We start from the raw sequence: 20,623 nt of genomic DNA on the forward strand, positions 1-20,623 counted from the left end.
TGATGAAAAAAATTATATTACTTTTACTAAGTTTTACTGTTGTTTCTTGCAATCGGTATTTGGATGTATCACCTGATTCCCAGTTAGATATTAACATTGATTCGGAAGATAAAATCGCTGAGCTTCTTACTGCTGCGTATCCTAAGGCGAGTTATTTCCCAATTTTGGAAACAATGAGCGACAATGCAGAGGAAGTGAGCGGAGGCGTTCATACCAACCTCAACGAAGCAATGTATTATTGGAGAGATTTTGAGCAAGAAGATATCGATACTCCGCTTAATTATTGGAACGATGCCTATCGGGGAATAGCCCAAGCCAATCATGCGTTGGAATACTTAAAACAATATCCTCAAAAAACAGGACGAATAAAAGCACTCTACGGAGAAGCATTATTGCTCAGAGCTTATCTGCATTTTATGCTTGTGAATATTTGGGCTAAGCCTTATAGCCCAAATTCCGATGCACCAGGAATACCTTATGTTACCCATCCGGAAAAAAATGCTATTCCTAAATACAAAAGGCTTACGGTAGGGGAGGTTTATGATAAAATAGAAGAGGATATGCTTTTGGGTATCGCTGCTTTAGATGAACAATATTATAAAATCCCTAAATACCATTTTAACAAAAAGGCAGCTTATGCCTTTGCTGCAAGATTCTATCTGTACAAAGGGGAATGGGATAAAGTTATTGCATATTCTGATTATATATTGGAAAACGATCCTCTTCCTAAAATAAGAGATTGGGCAAATAAATACCAAAGTTATATTACGACACCTTATCTGATTCCAAGGGTTTATTCCTCTGTAGATGAACCTGCCAATTTATTGATTACCTATACTCAATCCCGTTGGAAAAGAAATTTGTCAGACGCAAAATATGCTATGAGTGAGAATCTTAGGAGCAAGCTGTTTTCTAATTTTGCATCTAAGTACTCCGCTTCTTTTTGGTATATTACAAAGGGAAATAGCCTTACCGGAAATAGATATGTGGATAAATTTACAGAGCTTCAGAAATTTCAAGACGAGGGAAGTAATCCTAGAGAACTCTACACCCCTAATGTACTATTCACTACAGATGAAGTACTACTTAATAGAGCAGAGGCCTATGCTATGAAGCAAAAATATGATGATGCCGTAAACGACATTATTACCTTTATGAAAAATAAATCTCAAAAAACTTTTATTAAAGACGAACTGTTAGTAGCTTTCCAAGATGGGCAAGAAAACTATACTCCTTTCTATCCTCTTACATTCTATCAAGGTTCTTTGGTAAATGCTATTGCGGAACTGAGGAGAAGAGAATTTGTACACGAAGGACTGAGATGGTTTGACATTAAAAGATTTTACCTTACCGTAAACAGAAACAAAGCCGGTGACGAATACGATATCAATAAAATACTAAAAAAAGAAGATCCGAGAAAATTATTGCAAATCCCTCTACAAGCCCAAAGATTAGGCTTAGAAGCTAACCCAAGATAATGAAAAAAATGAGAAGAATAGTTGCTATTATTATACCTGCATTATTGTTATTTATTTCTTGTAACAATAGAGATGAACTCAACGAAGAGTCTGTCCTCGTGAAAGAAATAAAAAATAATGACGAACTAGATACTTGGCTTTATAACAATTATACAAAGTCTTATAATATAGACGTAAAATACCGATGGGATGCTAATAATATAGGGCTATCTAATACTACAACTCCGGTAGAAAGAGAACAAGTAAAGCCTACTATGGAAGCTCTAAAAATACTTCTAATAGAACCCTATAAGAAAGTTACCGGTGATAATTTTCTAAAAACTTATGCTCCTAAAGAAATCTATCTCTACGGCAGTAGAAATTTAGACACAGAAGGATATGAACAGATAAAAAGTAATCACACGCCTTTGCAGATGCCGCTATTTAGGGTTAATGACTTCAAAAAAACAGATTCTGCCTCTGTGGTCAAAATACTTAGAATGGCTCAACACCACTTTATAAAAGCTCTAATTCATAAAAAGCCTTTTGATAAAGAAGCTTTTTTTGCACTTAATTTTTATAGTTATAATGATAATTGGGGACAGCTGGATCCCGATAAGCTATATGATTTAGCATCCAGAGCTTCTGATTTTGGCTATTATAGTATGTTTGCAGCAAGGGGCGGCGTAGAAGAGGACTTTGCAGAAACTGCTAGTGCATTACTTTGCAATACCAAACAAGAAGTAGATGATATGATATATAGCTATGCCGGCTACGAAGACCCTTATGTTCCTGATGATAAAATTAGGGCTAAAAATGCTATAAAAACTTTAGAGGCTAAAAGAGATTTTATTATAAAATATTTTAAAGATAATTTTGATGTTAATTTCAAAAGGTTACAGTTTGAAACTAATGTCCAACTTAAAACTTACATAAGATGATTAAATATAAGCAAGTTTTAATACTATTAGGATTTACCGCCATTTTCTTATCTTGTAGAAACAAAGATAGTAATATATATAGCGAAACTCCTTCAAAAAGAATACAAGGAAAGATAGACGAATTAAGGCAAGAGCTTGTGAATACTCAAGACGGATGGTTGTTATCATACTTCCCTGCTACCGATTCTCTTAAATTTTCAAGTCCTACCAAAAATATTAAGACAGATGATAATGCTATAGTACAACTTCACACCAAATTCGGTGAAGGAGGGTATAATTTTTATATGAAATTTAACCCTAAAGGAACAGTAGAGATGCTTTCAGACAAAGATTATAATACTGTAAGAGCTACCCATATAAGTGATTTTGAAGTAGGCCAAAACACTTATACTCAGTTGAGTTTTACAACTTATAATTACATCCACCAATTATTAAAAAGCGATTTTCTGTTTTGGAAAAAAGATGAAAACGGAAGACTTATATTCAGGACCAATCAATATTTGGATAAAAACAAAGAATATATAGTAATGACCCCGCTAAAACTGAATAATGAAACGATAAGTGAGAAAATATATAATATCTATTATCAAAGACTTCTTTTCGAAAGGGCAAATAATCCTATTCTTACCATTAGAGATAGTGATAATAATATTTTATTCCAGAGTAATTTTGCTTTTAGACAGATAACCAAAGAAAAACGCTATACGGTCTTTGTGAAAAATTGGCAGCCTAAACTTTACAATAGTTCTTATTATTCAGGCTTAGGTTCCGGATATACTTCTACCGAATCCGGATTGTTCTTTTATCCGGGGATTAGACTGAGTGACAAAGTAGTATTTAGAACATTTAACAGAGATGGTTCTGTTTATAGAGCAACAGTTGATGGCTATACTGCGGAAATCGATACAAACTAAAAATTCATAAAATGAAAAATATATTACATACCATTATACTCTGCGTTCTTATATTTCCTTTAATATTAGGATGCAACCAGCGTTCAAAAGATTTTCCGGATGAGAATTATAACAGCTTGTTCCCCAATAAAGGCAAGATAGACACTCCGGATGTGGATTATACGGATATGACCTCTATGCCTTGCGATCCTAAGGAAGATGATATCAACTATAAATATCCTGGGGTAGATATTTCTGAAAATGTAAGAACCTATACTGTAACTCTAAAATATCAATTCTCTGAAGAACAAGTCAATACATTAGGCGGAAGTGATAATCGTTCTCAATTTGATCTAAAATATATTGACGAAAATAAAAAATTAGTAACATTAAGAAGTTACTCTGATGATGAAGGACATAAACAAACCATTGAAAATAAAAAACAATACGAAACAACTTTCAAAGTAAAATCAGGCTATCCGCTGTATTTATCCGTATATGGTGCGGGCTACGATATATTCAAAATCAAAGCCAGTATTCAAGCGAAATCCGATGACGGCATAGTCGTGTCTCCCGTTATAAAGTACGAAAATTCCTTCTATACAGATGGGTTTAGTGATGATTTTTCTTATTGTGAAAAAATTATATTACCTTAAAAAATATTCATTATGAAAAATAAAATTATCTTAGCTCTTATGCTATCTTCTTTATCTTTTATCTCTTGCTCTCGCGGAGATGGTGGTTCTTCAAGCGAGCCTATCACACCTATTACGGTTGATGAATCTTACAAATACGAATTTTCTCGTAATGGATTTAGTACTGTAGATCTAAACGAAGGCATCGAAATGATAAACTCATTCTACCAATTAGACAAATCTTTAAAAACTGCGGGGATAACCAGTTTGTCTAAATATCAATCTCTTACAAGCTATGACAAAAGTATGGAGTCTATCACGGCAAGTTCTACTGGGTATTATCTTAAAAATTCTGCACTAAGAACAAAAGTGTTAAATGATGTCCGTCATTTATTTGATGACTTAGATATGATTCGTAATGCCGGGGGAAGTGAAGCAGAAGAGGGAAAAGCAGGATTCATTGGTTACGACCAAGAAAAAAGATATGTGAATGAATATGGTATAGAAACCGGAGCGGTATTACAAAAAGTTCTAATGGGATTAGCTCTATTAGACCAGATTTCTAATGACCAACTCAGTAACAATGTTTTAGATAATTCAAAACTTCAAAATGATAATAGCAATGGGGTATTGGTATCCGGTAAAAAATATACAGAATTGGAACACCATTGGGATCTCGCATATTCTTATTTGGGAAAAGAAAACTTTACACAAACCCCTCTATTCATATCAAACTATATGGAGAAAGAGACTATAGATATGCCTTTTTTGAAAGATATAGATAAAAGAGTATATAAAGCCTTTTACCTCGGTAGAAAAGCTGCTGTGGAAAAAAATTATACTGAAATGAAAGCGCAAGCGAATGTTATAAAAAAAGAACTTAATACGCTATTTGCCGCAAGAGCGATCTACTATCTCAAAAAAGGAATTCCGGATTTGAGAGAAAATGTAAAAAATGCATTCCACGGGCTATCAGAGGCGTATGGGTTCATATATGCTCTCAATGCTTGTAGAGATACAAATGGGAAACAGTATGTATCTTATGATGAAATCAATCAAATGCTTTCTGATCTTAAAGGAGAAAGAGGATTCTGGGATGTTGACCGCTTGGCTGCTGATGAAAGCACAACTGGCTCTTTACTCAATGTTTCTAAAAGAATAGCGGATAAATTTGGATTCAATGTAAATGATATTTAATAAATTTGAAAATTATATAAAATAAAATAATTCAGTATTATGAAAAAACTATTATTAGCATCCAGTGTATTATTCTCTACGCTTGTGTTTTCACAACAAAATCTTATTGACAATGGTGGATTAGAAGAATGGGAAGATATAAACTACGCTCCTTATGAACAACCGGTAAATTGGAAAGCCGGAGGATCCAACGCCGAAAAATCGGGAAGCAATCCACAAGAAGGAGAGTTCTGTGTGGCTTTTCCTCCTAGTAGTAATAGCAGCAGCTTTATCCGTTATCTAAAAAATAATGCCGGTGTGGTACCGGGACAAAAGTATATCCTGTCTTACTATGTTTATGATAATAGTGAAGGTAGATCTATAGCTCATAATTTCGATTGGAGAAAATCCTCGGGGGAAAGTATAACAACAGGAAAAGACAATTATACCAATGCGGATAATAGCGATAGTTGGGTAAAAGTGACAAGAGAGCTTACTGCTCCCGATGAAGCTGCCGGTTTTGGTATTACTGTAAGAGCTGGGGGTACTGGTTCTGATGTGCTTAAAATAGATAATTTCAGCCTCGTAAAAGAGAGCGATATGGGAACTACGGAAGTTGCCGATAAAAAACCTAATTTCTATGTTGCAAATAAGGTGCTGCATATCTTTCCAAAAGAAAAAATGACAGTAAAAGTCGTTAATTTCAATGGACAAATTCTACAATCAAAAACGGTAAATACAGAGACGGTTTTAGATTTGAATACTTTATCAAAAGGGATTTACATTGTAGTATTTGAAACTGATAACGGTTTATTCGCAGATAAAATCAGCTTATAGTAAATATAACCAATTAAAATTTTATAAAAATGAAAACAATTAAATTTTTCTTGCCTATTATGGCGTCCGTATTGACATTGTCATCATGCAATAATAATGATGATACAGATGTAACTGTAACCCCCGATAAGTACACCGTACCTTCGGAATATGTTTTTACCAGAAATGGAAAATCTTCCGTTGATTTAAGTCTTGGTAATCAGGTTTACCTTAAACTTAAAGTGTTGGATGATGCTGCAAAAGACTTTAAAAATATAAATAAAGCAGATTTATTGGCTATATATACCGAAAAAGGAGCTGACAATTTTAGTTTGAAAGAACTTACTGCGGGTAATAGCGTAAAGTATATAGAAGATAATCTAAATGAATTGGTGGATATCGTGGCGGAGTCAAAAGATGTTGTAGCTACTGAAGGAAAAGCAGGTAATGTTGGTGGTAAAAGAATGGTTAATGGCTTAGGCTTTGAAAATGCTCAGCTTATTCAGAAAGGGCTAATGGGGGCTTTATTGTTAAATCAAATTTTTAATAATCATTTAAGTGACAATGTTCTAAAAAATAAAGCTGTTTTAGATGCTAATAATAAAGCAACTTTAATGGCGGGGACTAATGAAACCGAATTAGAGATGCATTGGGATACAGCCTATGGTATTTTAGGTCTAAATCAGCCTAATAATGTTAATGCCTTTTGGTCAGGATATCTTTCAAAAGAACTTACAGATATTCCTGAGACAAAAGGGGTTAAAGAAGTTATTGAAACTGCATTTAGAACAGGTCGCGCTGCGGCATCGGCTAAAGACTATAAAACAATGTATGAACAAGTGGCTATTATTAGAGAAAAACTTGCATTGGTTGCATCTATTAGAGCGGTTCATTATCTAAACTCAAAAATTGATGTAGAAAATGTGGCTAATTCTTTCCACGGACTTTCCGAAGGAACCGGCTTCGTATATGCATTACAATTTACTAAGAAAAAAGATGGAAGCAGCTATATTACTAATGATGAATGTATGAGTATCATAAACAGTATCAAAGGAGATAAAGGTCTTTGGGATGTAGATAGATTATCTAAAGATGAAAACTCTCAAGGGTCTCTTAAATATTCTGCAAAAATGATTGGTGATAGATTTGGTTTTGACTATACCAAGCCATAATAATAACTTAATAATACAGTCTTGATTTTTCAGGACTGTATTATTTCAAAAAACATAAATTATGAAAAAATATTTTTCACTAAGCGTATTACTATTTATGCTAACATTATTGGTATCATGTGGAGGTAGCTCGTCGGGTGATGAAATCAATAATGGTGGGAGCAGCGGCAATGGAGACGGCTTTGACCGTAAGGCTATGCTTACAAATTGGATGGACCATTTTGTAATTCCTTATACTCAAGATTTTACTAATGCAGCTAGAGATTTAGATGAAAAAATAAAAAACTTTAATAATACTCCTAATGCCTCTACGCTGTCTGAGGCAAGAAAAGCTCTCAATAAAGCCTACGAAGCCTACCAATACATCGGATTTTATCGTTTTGGAAAAGCAGAAGAAGTAACGATGAATTTTCAGTATAGGCTAAATACCTATCCTACAAACACGAAGAGAATAAAACAAAATGCAGTAGCTAAAAATTACAGCTTCCGAAAGCTATCGGAAATCAGTAATGGAAATATTGCACAAGGGCTTCCTGCCGTGGATTATTTGGTCAATGGTATTGGTGAAAACGATACAGAGATTATCTCTTATTTTACCACAAATACCAATGCAGAAGATTATAAAGCCTACCTTATAAAACTTACCAAAGAAATGCTGTCTTCTTCGGAAGAAGTTTTAGCAGATCTGAAAAGTAATCGTAATAAATTTATTGAAAATACGAGTAATAGTGCTTCCGGTAGTATTAGTTTGGTAGTAAATGCTTATGTACAGTATTATGAGAAATATCTTAGAGCAGGAAAGATAGGCTATCCTTCGGGAATTATCACGCCTATGTATATACAGCAAAATACCGAGCCAAAACCAGAACTTGTAGAGTCTCAATTTTCGCCGCAGTATAATCGTTCTTATGCATTATTAGGCACGAAAGCAATGGCAGAGTTTTTTCAAGGGAAAGGCTCAGATGGCACAGAAAGACCGTCTTTGCAACAATATATAGAGTATATGTCTGCTAAAAATAATAACAACAAGACCCTTGCACAAGAAATCAATTCAAACTTCCAAAGTTCTGAGGCTGCGATTCAAGGTCTTGAGCCCAATTTTAAAGTTCAAATACAAAAAGACCTTAACCAATTGAAAAATGCTTATTATAGTCTTCAAAACAATGTTCCGAAATTAAAAGTAGAGATGGCTCAGACTTTAAATATTACTATCTCATATATGGATACAGATGGAGATTAAAACACTAAAATACCAATTGCTAAAACAACCCATAAGTGCCTCTGTATTGAGTACTTATCGGTTGTTTTTTGGTGTTCTGATGCTCATTAGCATCGGAAGGTTTTTCTATTATGATTGGATTTACAAACTCTATATACAACCTAAATTTTTCTTTAGCTATTATGGTTTTGGTTGGATAAAACCTTTAGGCGAATACACTTACGGGCTATTTGCATTAGCCGGTTTGTTTGCTTTTCTGGTGATGATAGGGAAGTGGTATCGGTTAGCGATTGTAGGTTTTTTCCTTACATTCACTTATATAGAGCTTATGGATAAAACCAATTATCTCAACCATTACTACTTCATTAGCATTCTCAGTTTTCTGATGATTTTTCTACCGATGAATGCCTCTTATTCATTGGATGCAGAAAAAAGCGTATCGGTGCGAAAAGAATTTGTTCCGGCTTGGGCAGTTAATTGCATCAAACTACTCGTGGGGATAGTCTATCTCTATGCCGGACTTTGCAAACTTAATTCCGACTGGCTGTTCCAAGCAATGCCCCTGAAAATATGGCTGTCTTCTAATTTTTATATTCCCGTTATTGGTCCTTGGCTGGACAAAACCGCAACTGCATATATCTTTGCTTGGGCAGGTGCGTTGTATGACATTAGTATTCCTTTCCTTCTGTGGAATAGAAAAACCAGAGTCCTTGCTTTCATCAGTGTAGTGGTATTTCATACACTTACTTGGATTTTATTCCCTATCGGGATATTTCCTTTTGTGATGATGTTCGGGGCTACCATCTATTTTTCCGAACAATGGCATCAAAATTTTTGGCGTAAACTTTATAAAGCATTAAAACTTGATATTAACAAATATAAAAACAATAAAACCTATCAAATCTCCCACAGATGCCGCCGTGTGGTTTATCCTATCTTGATATTATTTTTCGTTATCCAAATATTTTTCCCTTGGCGATACCTACTCTACCCCGGAGAATTATTTTGGACGGAAGAGGGGTTTCGTTTCTCGTGGCGGGTAATGCTTATGGAGAAAGGTGGCTATGCAGAGTTCCGCGTCTATAATCCCGAAAAGAAAGAATACTATATTATAGAAAACTCGGATTTCCTTACCCCTACTCAAGAGAAACAGATGGCGTTTCAGCCTGACTTTATACTGCAGTTTGCCCAATACCTCAAAACTTATTTTGAGAAAGAAAAAGGAATGAAAAATGTAAAAGTTTTTGCTACGGTCTATGTAGCTCTAAACGGAAGAAAAAGTCAATTATATATTAATCCAAATATAGATTTATCTAATGAAAAAGAATCTTTTCTACATAAGAAATGGATTTTGCCCTTCCCGGGTAGCATCAAAGGTTTGTAAGCTCAGCTTACTCGTAGCGCCTCTATTCTTTTATTCACAAGTGCAAGTAAAAGATATAAAGGAAGTACAGCTTGTGAAAAGGAAATTAGCCGCTTTTGAGTCCAGAAGACTGAGAGATGTAGAGGGTAGTAATATTTTTGCCGCAAAGAAAACGGAGGTTATACTGATGGATGTAAAAGTTATCAATAAAGCGCTGAACAATCCCCGCCAAGTGTTTTCCCAAGTTGCCGGAATCAATGTATTCGATAGTAATGACGGCGGCTTGCAGCTGAATGTAGGAGGGAGAGGGCTAAACCCAAACCGCTCTGCCAATTTTAATACCCGACAAAACGGATATGATATCAGCGCCGATGTATTAGGTTATCCGGAAAGCTATTATACCCCGCCTGCGGAGGCATTGGATGAAATCCAAGTCATAAGAGGGGCTGCATCTCTGCAATACGGAACTCAGTTTGGCGGTCTTCTTAACTTTAAGATGAAATCGCCTCAAAAAAATAAAAAATTGGAGCTCATAAGTAGAAATACCTATGCGAGTTTCAATACTTTTACCACATTCAATTCCCTTAGCGGAACGACAGGGAAATTAGGATACTATACCTTTTTCAATTATAAGCAAGGTGATGGTTTCCAAAATAATTCCGAATACAATTCCAGAAACTTTTTTGCCCATTTGGATTATGCCGTTTCCAAAAAGACTAAAGTAAGTGCGGAAATTACGAAATTCAACTATCTGGCTCACCAGCCGGGAGGTCTTACCGATGCTCAATTTTATCAAGATCCTTACGCAAGCCACAGAAGTCGGAATTGGTTTCATGTAGATTGGAATCTTTGGAATTTCAAAATCAATCATCAGTTTACCGAAAATTCAAAAATTGATATTAGTGCATTCGGGCTAAATGCTTATCGATATACATTGGGCTACAGACCTTCTAAAGTTGCTAATTCGGATTATGACGACGCCGTAAGAGATTTGATTACGGGGAAGTTTAGGAATTGGGGCGTAGAAGCCAAATATCTACAACAGTATGGTAGAAAAAGTAACACTTTCCTCATAGGAGGGAAATATTACCAAGCCAATAATACCGGAAAACAAGGTCCCGGAAGTATCGGCAAAGGTCCCGATTTTAATTTTGACCAACAGAATGTCAATTATTTCTTTCAATCGGATTATCTTTATCCCAACAAAAATATAGCCCTGTTTTCTGAGAATATTATCAAAGTAGGCGACAGCTGGTCTATAGTTCCCGGTATCCGGTGGGAATGGATAAACACAGGTTCCGAAGGAAACTACCAACGCATCATACAAGATAACGCTGGAAATGTCATCTACAACAAAAAATTCGATGAATCCGAACATAGAAAAAGAAATTTTTTCCTATTGGGCTTAGGCGTTTCTTACAAACCGATGAAAGCATTTGAATTTTACTCCAACCTTTCCCAAAACTATCGCTCGGTAACATTCAGTGACATAAGAGTAGAAAATAACTCTCAAGTGATAGACCCCAATATCAAAGACGAAACAGGCTATACCGGCGATATCGGTATTAGAGGAAATTGGAAAAACAATATCTCTTATGATGTCAATGCTTTCGGATTGTGGTACAACAACCGTATCGACAATGTATTTCGCAAGCGTGAAGGGCTGTTCAATGATGTTGCCAAAGTGAGAACCAATGTAGGAGCGGCACTTATTACCGGTATTGAGTCGTTAATTGATTTTAACCTCAATAAAATGATATTGAATAATGAGAAAGACTGGAAATTAAACTTATTTCTCAATACAGCACTTACGCATTCGGAATATGTAAAATCTGAAATACCGGGAATCAAAGGAAACCAAGTAGAATATGTCCCAAAAATAAATCTGAAATCCGGACTAAACTTTGGCTACAAAAATCTATTGGGGAGCATTCTATACACCTATATGTCCGAACAATTCACAAGTGCAACCAATGAACCTACGGATAAAACAGATAATATTTGGGGGATAAGAGGGAGTATTCCGAGCTACCAAATCTTAGATGCCTCTTTTTCTTATCGATTTAATTCTCACTTAAAAATAGAAACAGGAGTAAACAATATCTTAGATGAGGTATACTTTACCCGCAGAGCCACAGGATATCCCGGTCCCGGCATTATTCCTTCTGCACCTCGCCAATACTATATGACTATGGAGATGAAGTTTTAGTTTGTACTAAAAAGTATATCCATAAAAAAAACAGACTTCATAAAGAGGTCTGTTTTTTTATGAATTATTATTGTCCTTATTCTTTCACAATTTTCTTAACGGACTCTTTACCGTTTACCACAACACGAACAAGATACACACCTTTACTCAACTTGTTAAGACTGATCGTATTGCGATTAACATTAGATGCCACTACACGCCCTAAAGTATCAAATACTTTTATTTCAGAAGGAACGCTTAGTGTATTTACATACAATACATCTTTTACCGGATTAGGATATACTGATAAAGTAGAACTTGCATTTACTTCTACCACAGACATATTACCACATGTAGAAGCAAAAATAACATCTGTGTCTCTCTTCCATTGATCCTCCTTAGCAGTTTTTCCTTCTGTAATTTTCACACAATGAAGATTAGGGTTACCTGTAATATCAAATTCCCCAAAGTTTGCATAATCACCGAAAGAAATATCTAAACTATTTAATTGGTTATTACTAAGAATAAGTTTAACTAATTTTGAATTATGGCTTGCATCTAAAGTTGTCAATTGATTATCACTTAAATCAACTTCGCTCAATTCTATATTCTTAGAGATATCAAGACTTGTAAATTGATTACCATACGCAGAAAGATATGTCATCTTGGGATTATGTGTTAAATCTAAACTTGTAAGATGATTGGTGGCAATACTTAAACTATTCAACTCGGGATTGCTCTCTACATTTAAAGATGAAAGATTACTTTCATAGCATTCTAATTGTTCAAAATCAGGATTATTAGAAAAATCTAAAGTTGTTAAATTTTCAGTATTATTACATGTAAGATTTTTCAATTTCGGATTTTCACTAAGATCCAAAGATTGAAAATTAGATCCCTCAATATTTAAGTCTGTTAATTTACTATTGCTTAGTTTCAGGTGGGTTAAATTACCCGTATTATATAAGAAATCAATACTTTTCACATTCACAAATGCCTCAAGACCAGTAAGATTGCTTATATTAGAATCAGAAATATCCAAGCGTGTAACAGCAGCGGCTTCTTCTTGGCTAATCTCACCATCACCATTCTTGTCTATGGCTGGCCTGATTTTTAAAAGTTTTTGTTTTAACGCTGCATCCGGAATGTTTACATTCTGGGCTATTGACAAAGCTCCTGTAAAAAATAGCCCCGCTAATAAAAATTTTTTCATAAGTTAATTTAATATTTATTTAGAATGTGCAAAAATAAAGAATTAAGCCCCTTAAAAAAAATATGATTTTAATCATTAGAAATAAAAAGCAACCTCACGAGGAGGCTGCTCTAAAAAATATTGATAAAAGCAGTTCTTATTGTAGAGTTACATTATCCACCTGGATGGTCGTGGTTACGGTTTTGCTACCTTTATAAGCAAATACGATAAACCCTCTACCTGAAGTAGGAACCTTATATTCTCCACTATTTACCCAGTCTTTGGCATAGCCACTAGTGTTTCCGCTTGAGATTTGGAATTGATTTGTAATATCTACCAAGTCTGTATCTTTAAGTTCTTTACCAGGCTGATATTTCGTAGTATAATAAACTTTTAGTACATCTCCTTTGTTATAACCATCTTTCGTTTGGAACGAGATCTTGTTGGAGCCTGTAAACTCTGCCGGTATCATAAAGTAAGTAACTACCGGAGCCTCACTTGTGGTCTTGAATGCCTGAGCCATAAGATATCTCTCTTTAGTTTTGCTGAAATAACCGGAAGTCCAAAACTTATTGCCTGACTCTAAGTAGTTAATAAATCTACCGTCTTTAATATTATAATTTTTATTTTTAGAATCTTCTACTTTTAAGTCATCGAAATTTTGAACAAAAGAAGTCTTGTACTCTAATTTATCTCCTCCCAAAATAGTTCCCTGAGGGGTATCTTTAGAAAGAGTAAATCTCTCATCTGTAAATTTCACATCTTGTAGGCTGTTAATGTATAATTGCCAAACTGTATCTTTGGTTTGATACTTGCTTACAACTACTGTGATTTCACCACTTCCTGTCGGTAATACAGTTCCTGCAAAACGGGCATACCCGCTATTTCTTACTACAGCTTCGTTTCCGTCTTTATCTACTATAATTCTGTCTGCGGTGGCTTTTTGTAGATAATCTGCATAAGTTAGTTTACCGTCTGCATCTTTGAACTCTACATTTTTAATGGTTACCAAAGTATTGATATTATTATCTGTGAGTGCATCTTTTAGGTTGTCATAAACCTTAGGAACTATAGTAGCCACATCCATATGATTAACTGCATTGACACCAGATAAGAACTCGCTTATTTGGGATTGTGGAATCTGTCCCGTAGGGGTTCCGTAGCCTAATTTGATAACACCTCTGTCTTGCCCGACAGTCAATCCATTAGCCATCACTCTAATATGAGCTCCGATAGGAAAGTCCGTATAGAGGAAACCTTTGTTTACTGCTACTTGTATTCCGGCAGTTGCTCCGATAGGCTTATCCTGGATAACCAAAGTCTTGTAGAAGTTTCCTTGCTCATCGCTGGATACCACATAGCCGTCGAAAATCACATTTTCTTGTCCGGCACCTTTGGGAAAGAAGTAGGTATTCTTATAATCAGAAGGTGCTTTTGCTTTCACATCTGAGATTGTACTATTGGGTACATCAAATCTATCTGTACCTTTAAAGTTAGGAGTGTCAAAATCATCGCTTTTCACACAAGAGGCAAGTGCCCCCATAGTCATTAGAGATAATAACGAGATTTTAAGATATGAAGTTGTTTTCATTTTTTTAATAATTGAGGTTAGTTAGAATCTTAATTGTAGGTTAACAAAATATTGTCTGCCTTGTAAATAGAAGTATTTAGGGGCAAAATAAGGATTTTCTCTATCGTGGTCTCTTCTGAAATCTGCAAAGTTCACATTTCTTGTTTGCTCAAAACCTCCTGTTGCATAGGAAGTATTGTCAAGAATATTATTTACAGAAGCGGTTATCAAAAGATAGTATTTACCGATAAGGAAAGATTTTCCTGCATTTACATTAAAAAAGCTGCCGTCTTTCAGTTTCACTTGTTTAGTCAATCTTCTGTACTCTGCTCTATCTACGCCGGCATAAGGCGTTCCTGTATTGGGATTCGTTACAAAGAAATCTGTTCTCAAGATAGAGGATGGGTCCAAATAATTATCATCTAAATAATTCCAGCTGGCTCCTATCCACCAAAACTTAGGACTGTTGTATTTTAGTCCGAAAGAATAAGCTTTCTGAGGAGTTCCTCCTACTTTGAAATTTCTGATATAAGATTTTCCATAGTTTATATAGGTCTCTCCATTAGGAAAGATTCCCGCAGCATCAGACATGAAGTAAACGGCAGGATTGTTTCTATAAGTGTATTCGCCGTAGCTCACTACCCCTGTAGCTACCAATGTCGGTAGGATGTTAGCCTGGATACCCAGTTCTGCTCCCATATTTCTCTTTTCTACATCAGTCATCAGCTGTGTAACGAAAGCACTTTGAGCGTTGGTAATATTGCCTTGTGCATCTACATTAGAAAGCTGGATACCGTCTGCAAAAAAACGCTGTATATCGGTCCCGTGATAAGAGTTTAACAAATAAGCGGTTGCTCTTATTTTTACAAAAGGGGTGGACATAATATAGCTGATGTCATTTGCGTTAATTACCGTACTCTGAATATTTGGTGGCGTAACGGCATTGACTCTTGCGTTTGGATAGAGATTGGTTAAATAAGGTGCTTGAGAGTAAAATGCTCCGTTATACTTCAAGAAGTTTCTACCATTGATTCTATACACCACTTGCCCTTTAAGACCTGTGTTCCAAAAGATTTTTTCTTTTGATTTTCCATAAGAATTATCATACAAGTAGTGTTTGAATTTACCATCTCTACTGCTGCTACTATAAGAAAATAATCCGGAAACAAACACATCAAAATTACCTGCTCGGAATTTTAATGAAGGATTAACATTTACTTCCTGTCTGCTGAAAATATAGTCGTATCCGATCTTATCTCCTACTTTTTTCCTGATATTGTTATCCGTTTCATTGAGCAAACCAGTTTTTCCAGGTTGATTTGTGGAAGCGTATGGGTCTTGATTAAGAGCATAATCACCTCCGAGCAAATCTCTTACTTCTCTATATTGTTCAGAGTTGTAATTTTGGTAAGCCAGATTAAGATAGAAACTCGTATCTCCACCGAAATTATATGTAAAGTGCGTGGCTGCATTCCATATTTTGTCATCATTCACATCGTTTACCAAATAGTAAACAGACTGCTCTCTGCCCCTATTGGCGTTGTATAGGGCTTCCCAATTTATTTGGGTGTAATTAGGGTCATTGGTTTCCCATTTATTTTTTAGAAATTCGCCTTCTTCTAAGTCTTCGGAGGTAGCTCCTTCTCTGCCAAACCAATAGCTTGGTAAGTTTTTGTAGTATAAAGTGGATGGATTTTGGGCATTATACCAATCCAATCTTGAGCTTTTATCTTTCCCGAATTGATAAGACACAGTAGTTACCAAATTAGATTTCTCTCCAAGTTTAAGAAAATCCGAAATCTGGAAAATCGGCTGGAAGCCTTCTTTTATTCGTTCACTGCGTTTTCTGCCATTTTGCCAACCCCAATAAGCATTGTAGTGGATACCTCTGTAATTTTTCACCTCTTCGGTCATTGGGCTGGCGGTGCTTCTTCGGTAAGGCGAACCTATAAAATTAAAAGTGATGGAATGTTTATTCCCAAACCTCTTTTCAATTCCCAAGTAAGTTCCGTAAGCATCGTAGAATGTTCCTTCTTGGATTCCTTCCTGAGCCCACCTTCTAGCTCCCATTATGGTAAATACCCATCCGTTGCGGCTCATTCCGGAGGTGTATCTCAACGAAGTTCTATAGCGGTAGTTTCTGTTAGTCAAGGATTGGGTAAGCTGAAATCCTTTTCTGTAACTGCTTGCATTGGTATATTTGGATACCACTCCGCCTGCTCCACCAAATCCGTATTCCGAAGGAGCATGGTTTTCTGCAATTTCAGGATATTTAGTAATATCATTAAGTCCTCCCCAGTCGCTGTAATTGACTATACCTCTATCGGGGTTTGCCATATTGATGCCATTGATCATATAAGAGGACATTCTTCCATCCACACCGCGAGGGCGGAACCAGTAGTTCCCCAAATCAAAAGAAGCAACATTGCTAAAAACATCCTGAGATGAATGTAAAAGCCCTAATGTAGGCTTCGCTGCAATTTCATCTGTGTCATTAGATGAATCTATAAGAACTAAACCCAAATCTTGTGTCCCAAGGTTAGAATAAAGCGTAACAGTTCCTAAATTTTTTCGTTTCTCATTGGCTAAAACATCAAATTCCAGCACCTTATTTTCAAAATTGGGCTTCATCACCGTGATTTTGTAGTGTCCGGGCTTCATGTCCACCAGTTGAAAATAACCAATCTTGTCTGCCAAAATATCCTCGTCCCCATTCTGAAGCATGACTTCTGCATTTTCTATGGGGGCACCTTTGTCATCTTTTACATAAGCAAAAACCGTAGTTTGTGCATAATAAAATGAGGCCGGTAACATCGAGAATATTGAGATCAATGATAATCGTTTAATCATAATATTCTATTTTTTTTCTTGAATATAAAAATGTTATCCATTGCAAAGATACCTTATTTTTTTGGTAGAACCATAGCTGTGACTGCAAATAAGACTATGATATATATCAATAAATGAGTTAAAATAATGATTAAAAGAAAGTTGAAAGGGTTTTGTGTCTTCTCTCTATTAATTAAAATTTAATCTTAAAGGTTAATTCTAAGATTTTCTATAACTTTGCCGTGATAAACATTATTCATCAAAACTATGAAAAAAAATCTTATACTGGCGGTATTGTACCTCTCGTGCTTTGCTTACTCCCAAAGTGGAAAATTCAGAAGAATGGCAACCATTGGTTTTTACAATGTAGAGAACTTGTGGGACACCATAGCTTCCGCAGATTATATAGACGGAACTCTGTCTCCGGACAATCCGAAATTCCACAGAAGCATTTCAGTAGACTCTATAAAATATCTTCCTCATGAGCCTTATAGTGGTGAATGGTCCGATTCTAAGCTCAAAGGTAAAAAAGTAGTAAGATACCAGGCTTTTAACGATGAATTTACGCCTAATAGCTCTAAAAGATATACAACAGAATTATATCACAAAAAACTACAAAACTCTGCAAAAGTCATCTCAGAATTAGGTGCTTCTATTACCAAATCTCCTCCCGTAATTGTAGGACTCTTGGAAGTAGAGAATAGACAGGTAGTGGAAGATCTTACCCAGCAGACACCCCTCAAGTCCTATGATTATGGAGTAATTCACTTTAATTCTTACGACTTTCGTGGTATAGACCCCGCTATTATTTATCAAAAAAGGAGATTTAGTCCTACCTATGCTACTCATAAAGAGCTGAAACTCTACAAAGAAGACGGAAAAAGAGAATATACACGAGATTTGCTCGTGATTTCCGGTTACTTGGATGGCGAAAAGGTAGCAATATTCCTAAACCACTGGCCGTCCCGTAGAGGAGGAGAGGCTATTTCCCTCCCCAAAAGGAATGCCGCCGCTGCTTTATTAAGAAAACAGATGGATAGTGTGAGGGCTGTAGAACCTAATACTAAGCTGATAGCAATGGGAGATTTTAATGACGACCCTGTAAGCAGCAGTATTAAAGATTATCTAAAAGCAGTGGGGAAACCGAAACAGCTGAGCCACGAGTATCCTTATTTGAACTTAATGTATCCTCTTTACAAAAAAGGAGTGGCGTCTTTGGCTTATCGAGATGCACCCAATTTGTTTGACCAGATTATCGTCTCCGAGAATCTCGTTAAAAATACAGATCCTTACACTTATAGTGTTTATACAACAATAGTTTATGCTCCAAATTACCTCATTAACAAAGAGGGGAACTTCAAAGGCTATCCTTTCCGTTCTTGGGACGGAGATACTTTTACTGGTGGATATAGCGACCACTTCCCTGTTTTTACGGTATTGAGCAAAGAGGTGGAAAGATAAAATATTTTATTTTGTACTGATAAAACAAAGCCGGCTCATATTGAGTCGGCTTTGTTGATTTATAAAATTTTATTTCCATTTATCCCATTTAGAATCATTATCACGAGGGGAAAATGTACTCATCAGAGATTTCAGAGCCGCTATATCTATCGATGCTGAATGAACGGAATTAAAAAGATTGAAAATTTCTTCTTTTTTAGTGTCAATGAATAGATTAAATGGATAATTCATCTGAAAATCATCTGCATATGTTTTTAGTTTGAGTAACGCATCGGCTGTATTTAGGGCAGCAGAGTTTTGGTTAGATGCCATATTATCCAGCCCTAAACGGTGGTAAGAATAATACACATTTCGGAAACTATCCATATCCTGCCGTAGCAGACGGTTTACCAGTGCTCCTCTTGTACGCTGTCCTTCCATTTCGCTCCAGCCTTTGAATCCTTTATTTTGCGAATTTTGAGCAATTTGTTTAGCGGTTTCAAACCACTTTTGTCCTCCTTTGTTTTTAAAAGAATCTGCATCGTAGCCTAAAACCAGATAAACATAAAAACTAATGACATCTATCAGATTTTTTCCCGAAAATTGTCTGTTGTTAAATATCAAGTTTTCGTTTTCATCGTACTTAAATGAAAAATTATTGTCGTTGATATTGATGAGAGGGGTTTCATATTGGCTATTGTAAATAGGGCGTACAGCCTGCACGACAATACTTCCATTGAATACATTGCTGCTTGGTTTTTCGGATATTACAATGGCAAAATTACATTTTATTTTTTCAAAGTTTTGTAGGCGTTGCCCTGTCCAGCTCGTATTATTGATAAAATCTCTAAGGCTTTTCTGTAGGATTTTGAATACCATATCGTTGCTGCCTGCTACCTGAGAATGGTTGATTTGGACTTCTGCTTGAAGCTCTTGTGCGTGGGGCATTATTCCCCAGATAAGCACTAAAAATACAAAAAGTTTTTTCATTTTCAATTTTTATGATGACTACAAAAGTATAAAATATTTGGTATTCAGTCTAAAATGTTTTTGCATCCCCAAAAAGACTTTTGAAAAAAAATCTAAATGTTTTAAAGTATACCTATAATGTGTTGATTTTCAATGATTAAATTTTGTTTATTTTTTTATTTATAAATTTGTACAAAATTAAAATATTATGATCAACAAAATTAGTTCGCTTAAAGTAGTTCTCATATGTTTAGTTCTAAGCTTTTTATCCTTGAATTTACATGCCCAAAGCCATAGTTATATTGATAAAAATAAGGATATGGCTAATGAATTGTCTATTAAATATGGGATACCTAGTTCTGTGATATTGGCAGTTGCTTTTGTAGAATCTGGTGCTGGGACGAGTAAAAATGCTAAAATTCTAAAAAATCATTTTGGTATAGTAGGAAAAAATACGGTAAATAGATCCAGATATAGAAGTTTCAAATCTGTGAGAGCTAGTTATGAAGCCTTTTGTAAACTTCTTTCAAGGAAAAAATATTATGCAAGACTGAAAGGCAAAAAGAACTTTTCGGAATGGGTACATGCCATCGCCGAAGCCGGCTATACCACGGTACCTAAAGAATGGATAAGAAGAGTTACTTTTGTAAATAAAAAGTTCAACCTAAGTCGATTAGATTAAAGGTAATGTTGTGATAGAAAAGAACAGCCACTCTTGAAATTATCAAAGTGGCTGTTTTGTGTTAAAAAAAAGCATATAAAG

16 protein-coding genes are annotated in these 20,623 nt (G+C 35.4%); 12 read left to right on the plus strand and 4 right to left on the minus strand.

Annotated features, from left to right (window positions below; genetic code table 11):
* Positions 1-2: 2 nt before the first annotated feature.
* The 10 genes from BLS89_RS00330 to BLS89_RS00375 all read left to right on the plus strand — a co-directional run bounded on the left by BLS89_RS00330 (position 3) and on the right by BLS89_RS00375 (position 11,881).
* Positions 3-1,478, plus strand: a complete 1,476-nt coding sequence (locus BLS89_RS00330; RefSeq protein ID WP_092735521.1) for a RagB/SusD family nutrient uptake outer membrane protein — start codon at positions 3-5, stop codon at positions 1,476-1,478.
* 8 nt (positions 1,479-1,486) lie between these two features.
* A complete protein-coding gene (locus BLS89_RS00335) occupies positions 1,487-2,398 on the plus strand; it encodes a putative zinc-binding metallopeptidase (RefSeq protein ID WP_245688723.1) in 912 nt (303 codons plus the stop codon).
* The gene (locus tag BLS89_RS00340; protein ID WP_092735523.1) at positions 2,395-3,312 is read left to right on the plus strand and encodes a DUF4302 domain-containing protein; all 918 of its coding nucleotides are present in this window, start codon (positions 2,395-2,397) and stop codon (positions 3,310-3,312) included. The genes BLS89_RS00335 and BLS89_RS00340 overlap by 4 nt, the downstream gene beginning before the upstream one ends.
* A gap of 11 nt (positions 3,313-3,323) precedes the next feature.
* Positions 3,324-3,947: a hypothetical protein gene (locus BLS89_RS00345; RefSeq protein WP_092735524.1), complete on the plus strand. Its 624-nt coding sequence runs from the start codon at positions 3,324-3,326 to the stop codon at positions 3,945-3,947.
* Between the two features lie 12 nt (positions 3,948-3,959).
* On the plus strand, positions 3,960-5,123 hold the full coding sequence (locus BLS89_RS00350) for a DUF4856 domain-containing protein (protein WP_092735525.1): 1,164 nt from the start codon (positions 3,960-3,962) through the stop codon (positions 5,121-5,123).
* Positions 5,124-5,162: 39 nt separating this feature from the next.
* Positions 5,163-5,939, plus strand: a complete 777-nt coding sequence (locus BLS89_RS00355) for a T9SS type A sorting domain-containing protein (protein WP_092735526.1) — start codon at positions 5,163-5,165, stop codon at positions 5,937-5,939.
* Between the two features lie 29 nt (positions 5,940-5,968).
* On the plus strand, positions 5,969-7,090 hold the full coding sequence (locus BLS89_RS00360) for a DUF4856 domain-containing protein (RefSeq protein ID WP_092735527.1): 1,122 nt from the start codon (positions 5,969-5,971) through the stop codon (positions 7,088-7,090).
* Positions 7,091-7,151: 61 nt separating this feature from the next.
* The gene (locus BLS89_RS00365; RefSeq protein WP_245688724.1) at positions 7,152-8,330 is read left to right on the plus strand and encodes an imelysin family protein; all 1,179 of its coding nucleotides are present in this window, start codon (positions 7,152-7,154) and stop codon (positions 8,328-8,330) included.
* Positions 8,320-9,693: an HTTM domain-containing protein gene (locus tag BLS89_RS00370; protein WP_092735529.1), complete on the plus strand. Its 1,374-nt coding sequence runs from the start codon at positions 8,320-8,322 to the stop codon at positions 9,691-9,693. Before BLS89_RS00365 ends, BLS89_RS00370 begins: the two co-directional genes overlap by 11 nt.
* Positions 9,626-11,881 (plus strand): TonB-dependent receptor family protein, encoded by a 2,256-nt coding sequence (locus BLS89_RS00375; protein ID WP_092735530.1) that lies wholly within the window; start codon positions 9,626-9,628, stop codon positions 11,879-11,881. The genes BLS89_RS00370 and BLS89_RS00375 overlap by 68 nt, the downstream gene beginning before the upstream one ends.
* A 76-nt stretch (positions 11,882-11,957) precedes the next feature.
* Here the strand turns inward: BLS89_RS00375 and BLS89_RS00380 are convergent, their stop codons facing one another.
* From BLS89_RS00380 to BLS89_RS00390, 3 genes are all read right to left on the minus strand, one after another.
* Positions 11,958-13,073: a T9SS type A sorting domain-containing protein gene (locus BLS89_RS00380; RefSeq protein WP_092735531.1), complete on the minus strand. Its 1,116-nt coding sequence runs from the start codon at positions 13,071-13,073 to the stop codon at positions 11,958-11,960.
* Positions 13,074-13,209: 136 nt separating this feature from the next.
* Positions 13,210-14,643, minus strand: coding sequence for a M949_1556 family lipoprotein (locus tag BLS89_RS00385; RefSeq protein WP_092735532.1), 1,434 nt, complete (start codon positions 14,641-14,643; stop codon positions 13,210-13,212).
* 21 nt (positions 14,644-14,664) lie between these two features.
* Positions 14,665-17,472 carry a carboxypeptidase-like regulatory domain-containing protein gene (locus BLS89_RS00390; protein WP_092735533.1) on the minus strand — a complete coding sequence of 936 codons (2,808 nt, stop codon included), beginning with the start codon at positions 17,470-17,472 and terminating at the stop codon, positions 14,665-14,667.
* 246 nt (positions 17,473-17,718) lie between these two features.
* Here BLS89_RS00390 and BLS89_RS00395 point away from each other — a divergent pair, with 246 nt between their 5' ends.
* Positions 17,719-18,912 (plus strand): endonuclease/exonuclease/phosphatase family protein, encoded by a 1,194-nt coding sequence (locus BLS89_RS00395; RefSeq protein ID WP_092735534.1) that lies wholly within the window; start codon positions 17,719-17,721, stop codon positions 18,910-18,912.
* Positions 18,913-18,981: 69 nt separating this feature from the next.
* On the opposite strand, the gene porD is transcribed toward BLS89_RS00395, so the two are convergent.
* The gene (porD, locus tag BLS89_RS00400) at positions 18,982-19,881 is read right to left on the minus strand and encodes a type IX secretion system protein PorD (RefSeq protein ID WP_092735535.1); all 900 of its coding nucleotides are present in this window, start codon (positions 19,879-19,881) and stop codon (positions 18,982-18,984) included.
* Between the two features lie 298 nt (positions 19,882-20,179).
* On the opposite strand from porD, the gene BLS89_RS00405 reads away from it, so the two are divergent.
* Positions 20,180-20,542, plus strand: coding sequence for a glucosaminidase domain-containing protein (locus tag BLS89_RS00405; RefSeq protein ID WP_245688726.1), 363 nt, complete (start codon positions 20,180-20,182; stop codon positions 20,540-20,542).
* The last annotated feature ends 81 nt before the right edge of the window (positions 20,543-20,623 follow it).

It is taken from the genome of Riemerella columbipharyngis, from assembly GCF_900101995.1.
Classification (GTDB): Bacteria; Bacteroidota; Bacteroidia; order Flavobacteriales; family Weeksellaceae; genus Riemerella; species Riemerella columbipharyngis.

Coding starts and splice junctions, on each gene's coding strand:
- BLS89_RS00395 (WP_092735534.1), top strand. CDS start 17,719: ATGAAAAAAAATCTTATACTGGCGGTATTGTACCTCTCGTGCTTTGCT.
- BLS89_RS00390 (WP_092735533.1), bottom strand. CDS start 17,472: ATGATTAAACGATTATCATTGATCTCAATATTCTCGATGTTACCGGCC.
- porD (WP_092735535.1), bottom strand. CDS start 19,881: ATGAAAAAACTTTTTGTATTTTTAGTGCTTATCTGGGGAATAATGCCC.
- BLS89_RS00385 (WP_092735532.1), bottom strand. CDS start 14,643: ATGAAAACAACTTCATATCTTAAAATCTCGTTATTATCTCTAATGACT.
- BLS89_RS00365 (WP_245688724.1), top strand. CDS start 7,152: ATGAAAAAATATTTTTCACTAAGCGTATTACTATTTATGCTAACATTA.
- BLS89_RS00375 (WP_092735530.1), top strand. CDS start 9,626: ATGAAAAAGAATCTTTTCTACATAAGAAATGGATTTTGCCCTTCCCGG.
- BLS89_RS00370 (WP_092735529.1), top strand. CDS start 8,320: ATGGAGATTAAAACACTAAAATACCAATTGCTAAAACAACCCATAAGT.
- BLS89_RS00380 (WP_092735531.1), bottom strand. CDS start 13,073: ATGAAAAAATTTTTATTAGCGGGGCTATTTTTTACAGGAGCTTTGTCA.
- BLS89_RS00330 (WP_092735521.1), top strand. CDS start 3: ATGAAAAAAATTATATTACTTTTACTAAGTTTTACTGTTGTTTCTTGC.
- BLS89_RS00360 (WP_092735527.1), top strand. CDS start 5,969: ATGAAAACAATTAAATTTTTCTTGCCTATTATGGCGTCCGTATTGACA.
- BLS89_RS00405 (WP_245688726.1), top strand. CDS start 20,180: ATGGCTAATGAATTGTCTATTAAATATGGGATACCTAGTTCTGTGATA.
- BLS89_RS00340 (WP_092735523.1), top strand. CDS start 2,395: ATGATTAAATATAAGCAAGTTTTAATACTATTAGGATTTACCGCCATT.
- BLS89_RS00335 (WP_245688723.1), top strand. CDS start 1,487: ATGAGAAGAATAGTTGCTATTATTATACCTGCATTATTGTTATTTATT.
- BLS89_RS00355 (WP_092735526.1), top strand. CDS start 5,163: ATGAAAAAACTATTATTAGCATCCAGTGTATTATTCTCTACGCTTGTG.
- BLS89_RS00350 (WP_092735525.1), top strand. CDS start 3,960: ATGAAAAATAAAATTATCTTAGCTCTTATGCTATCTTCTTTATCTTTT.
- BLS89_RS00345 (WP_092735524.1), top strand. CDS start 3,324: ATGAAAAATATATTACATACCATTATACTCTGCGTTCTTATATTTCCT.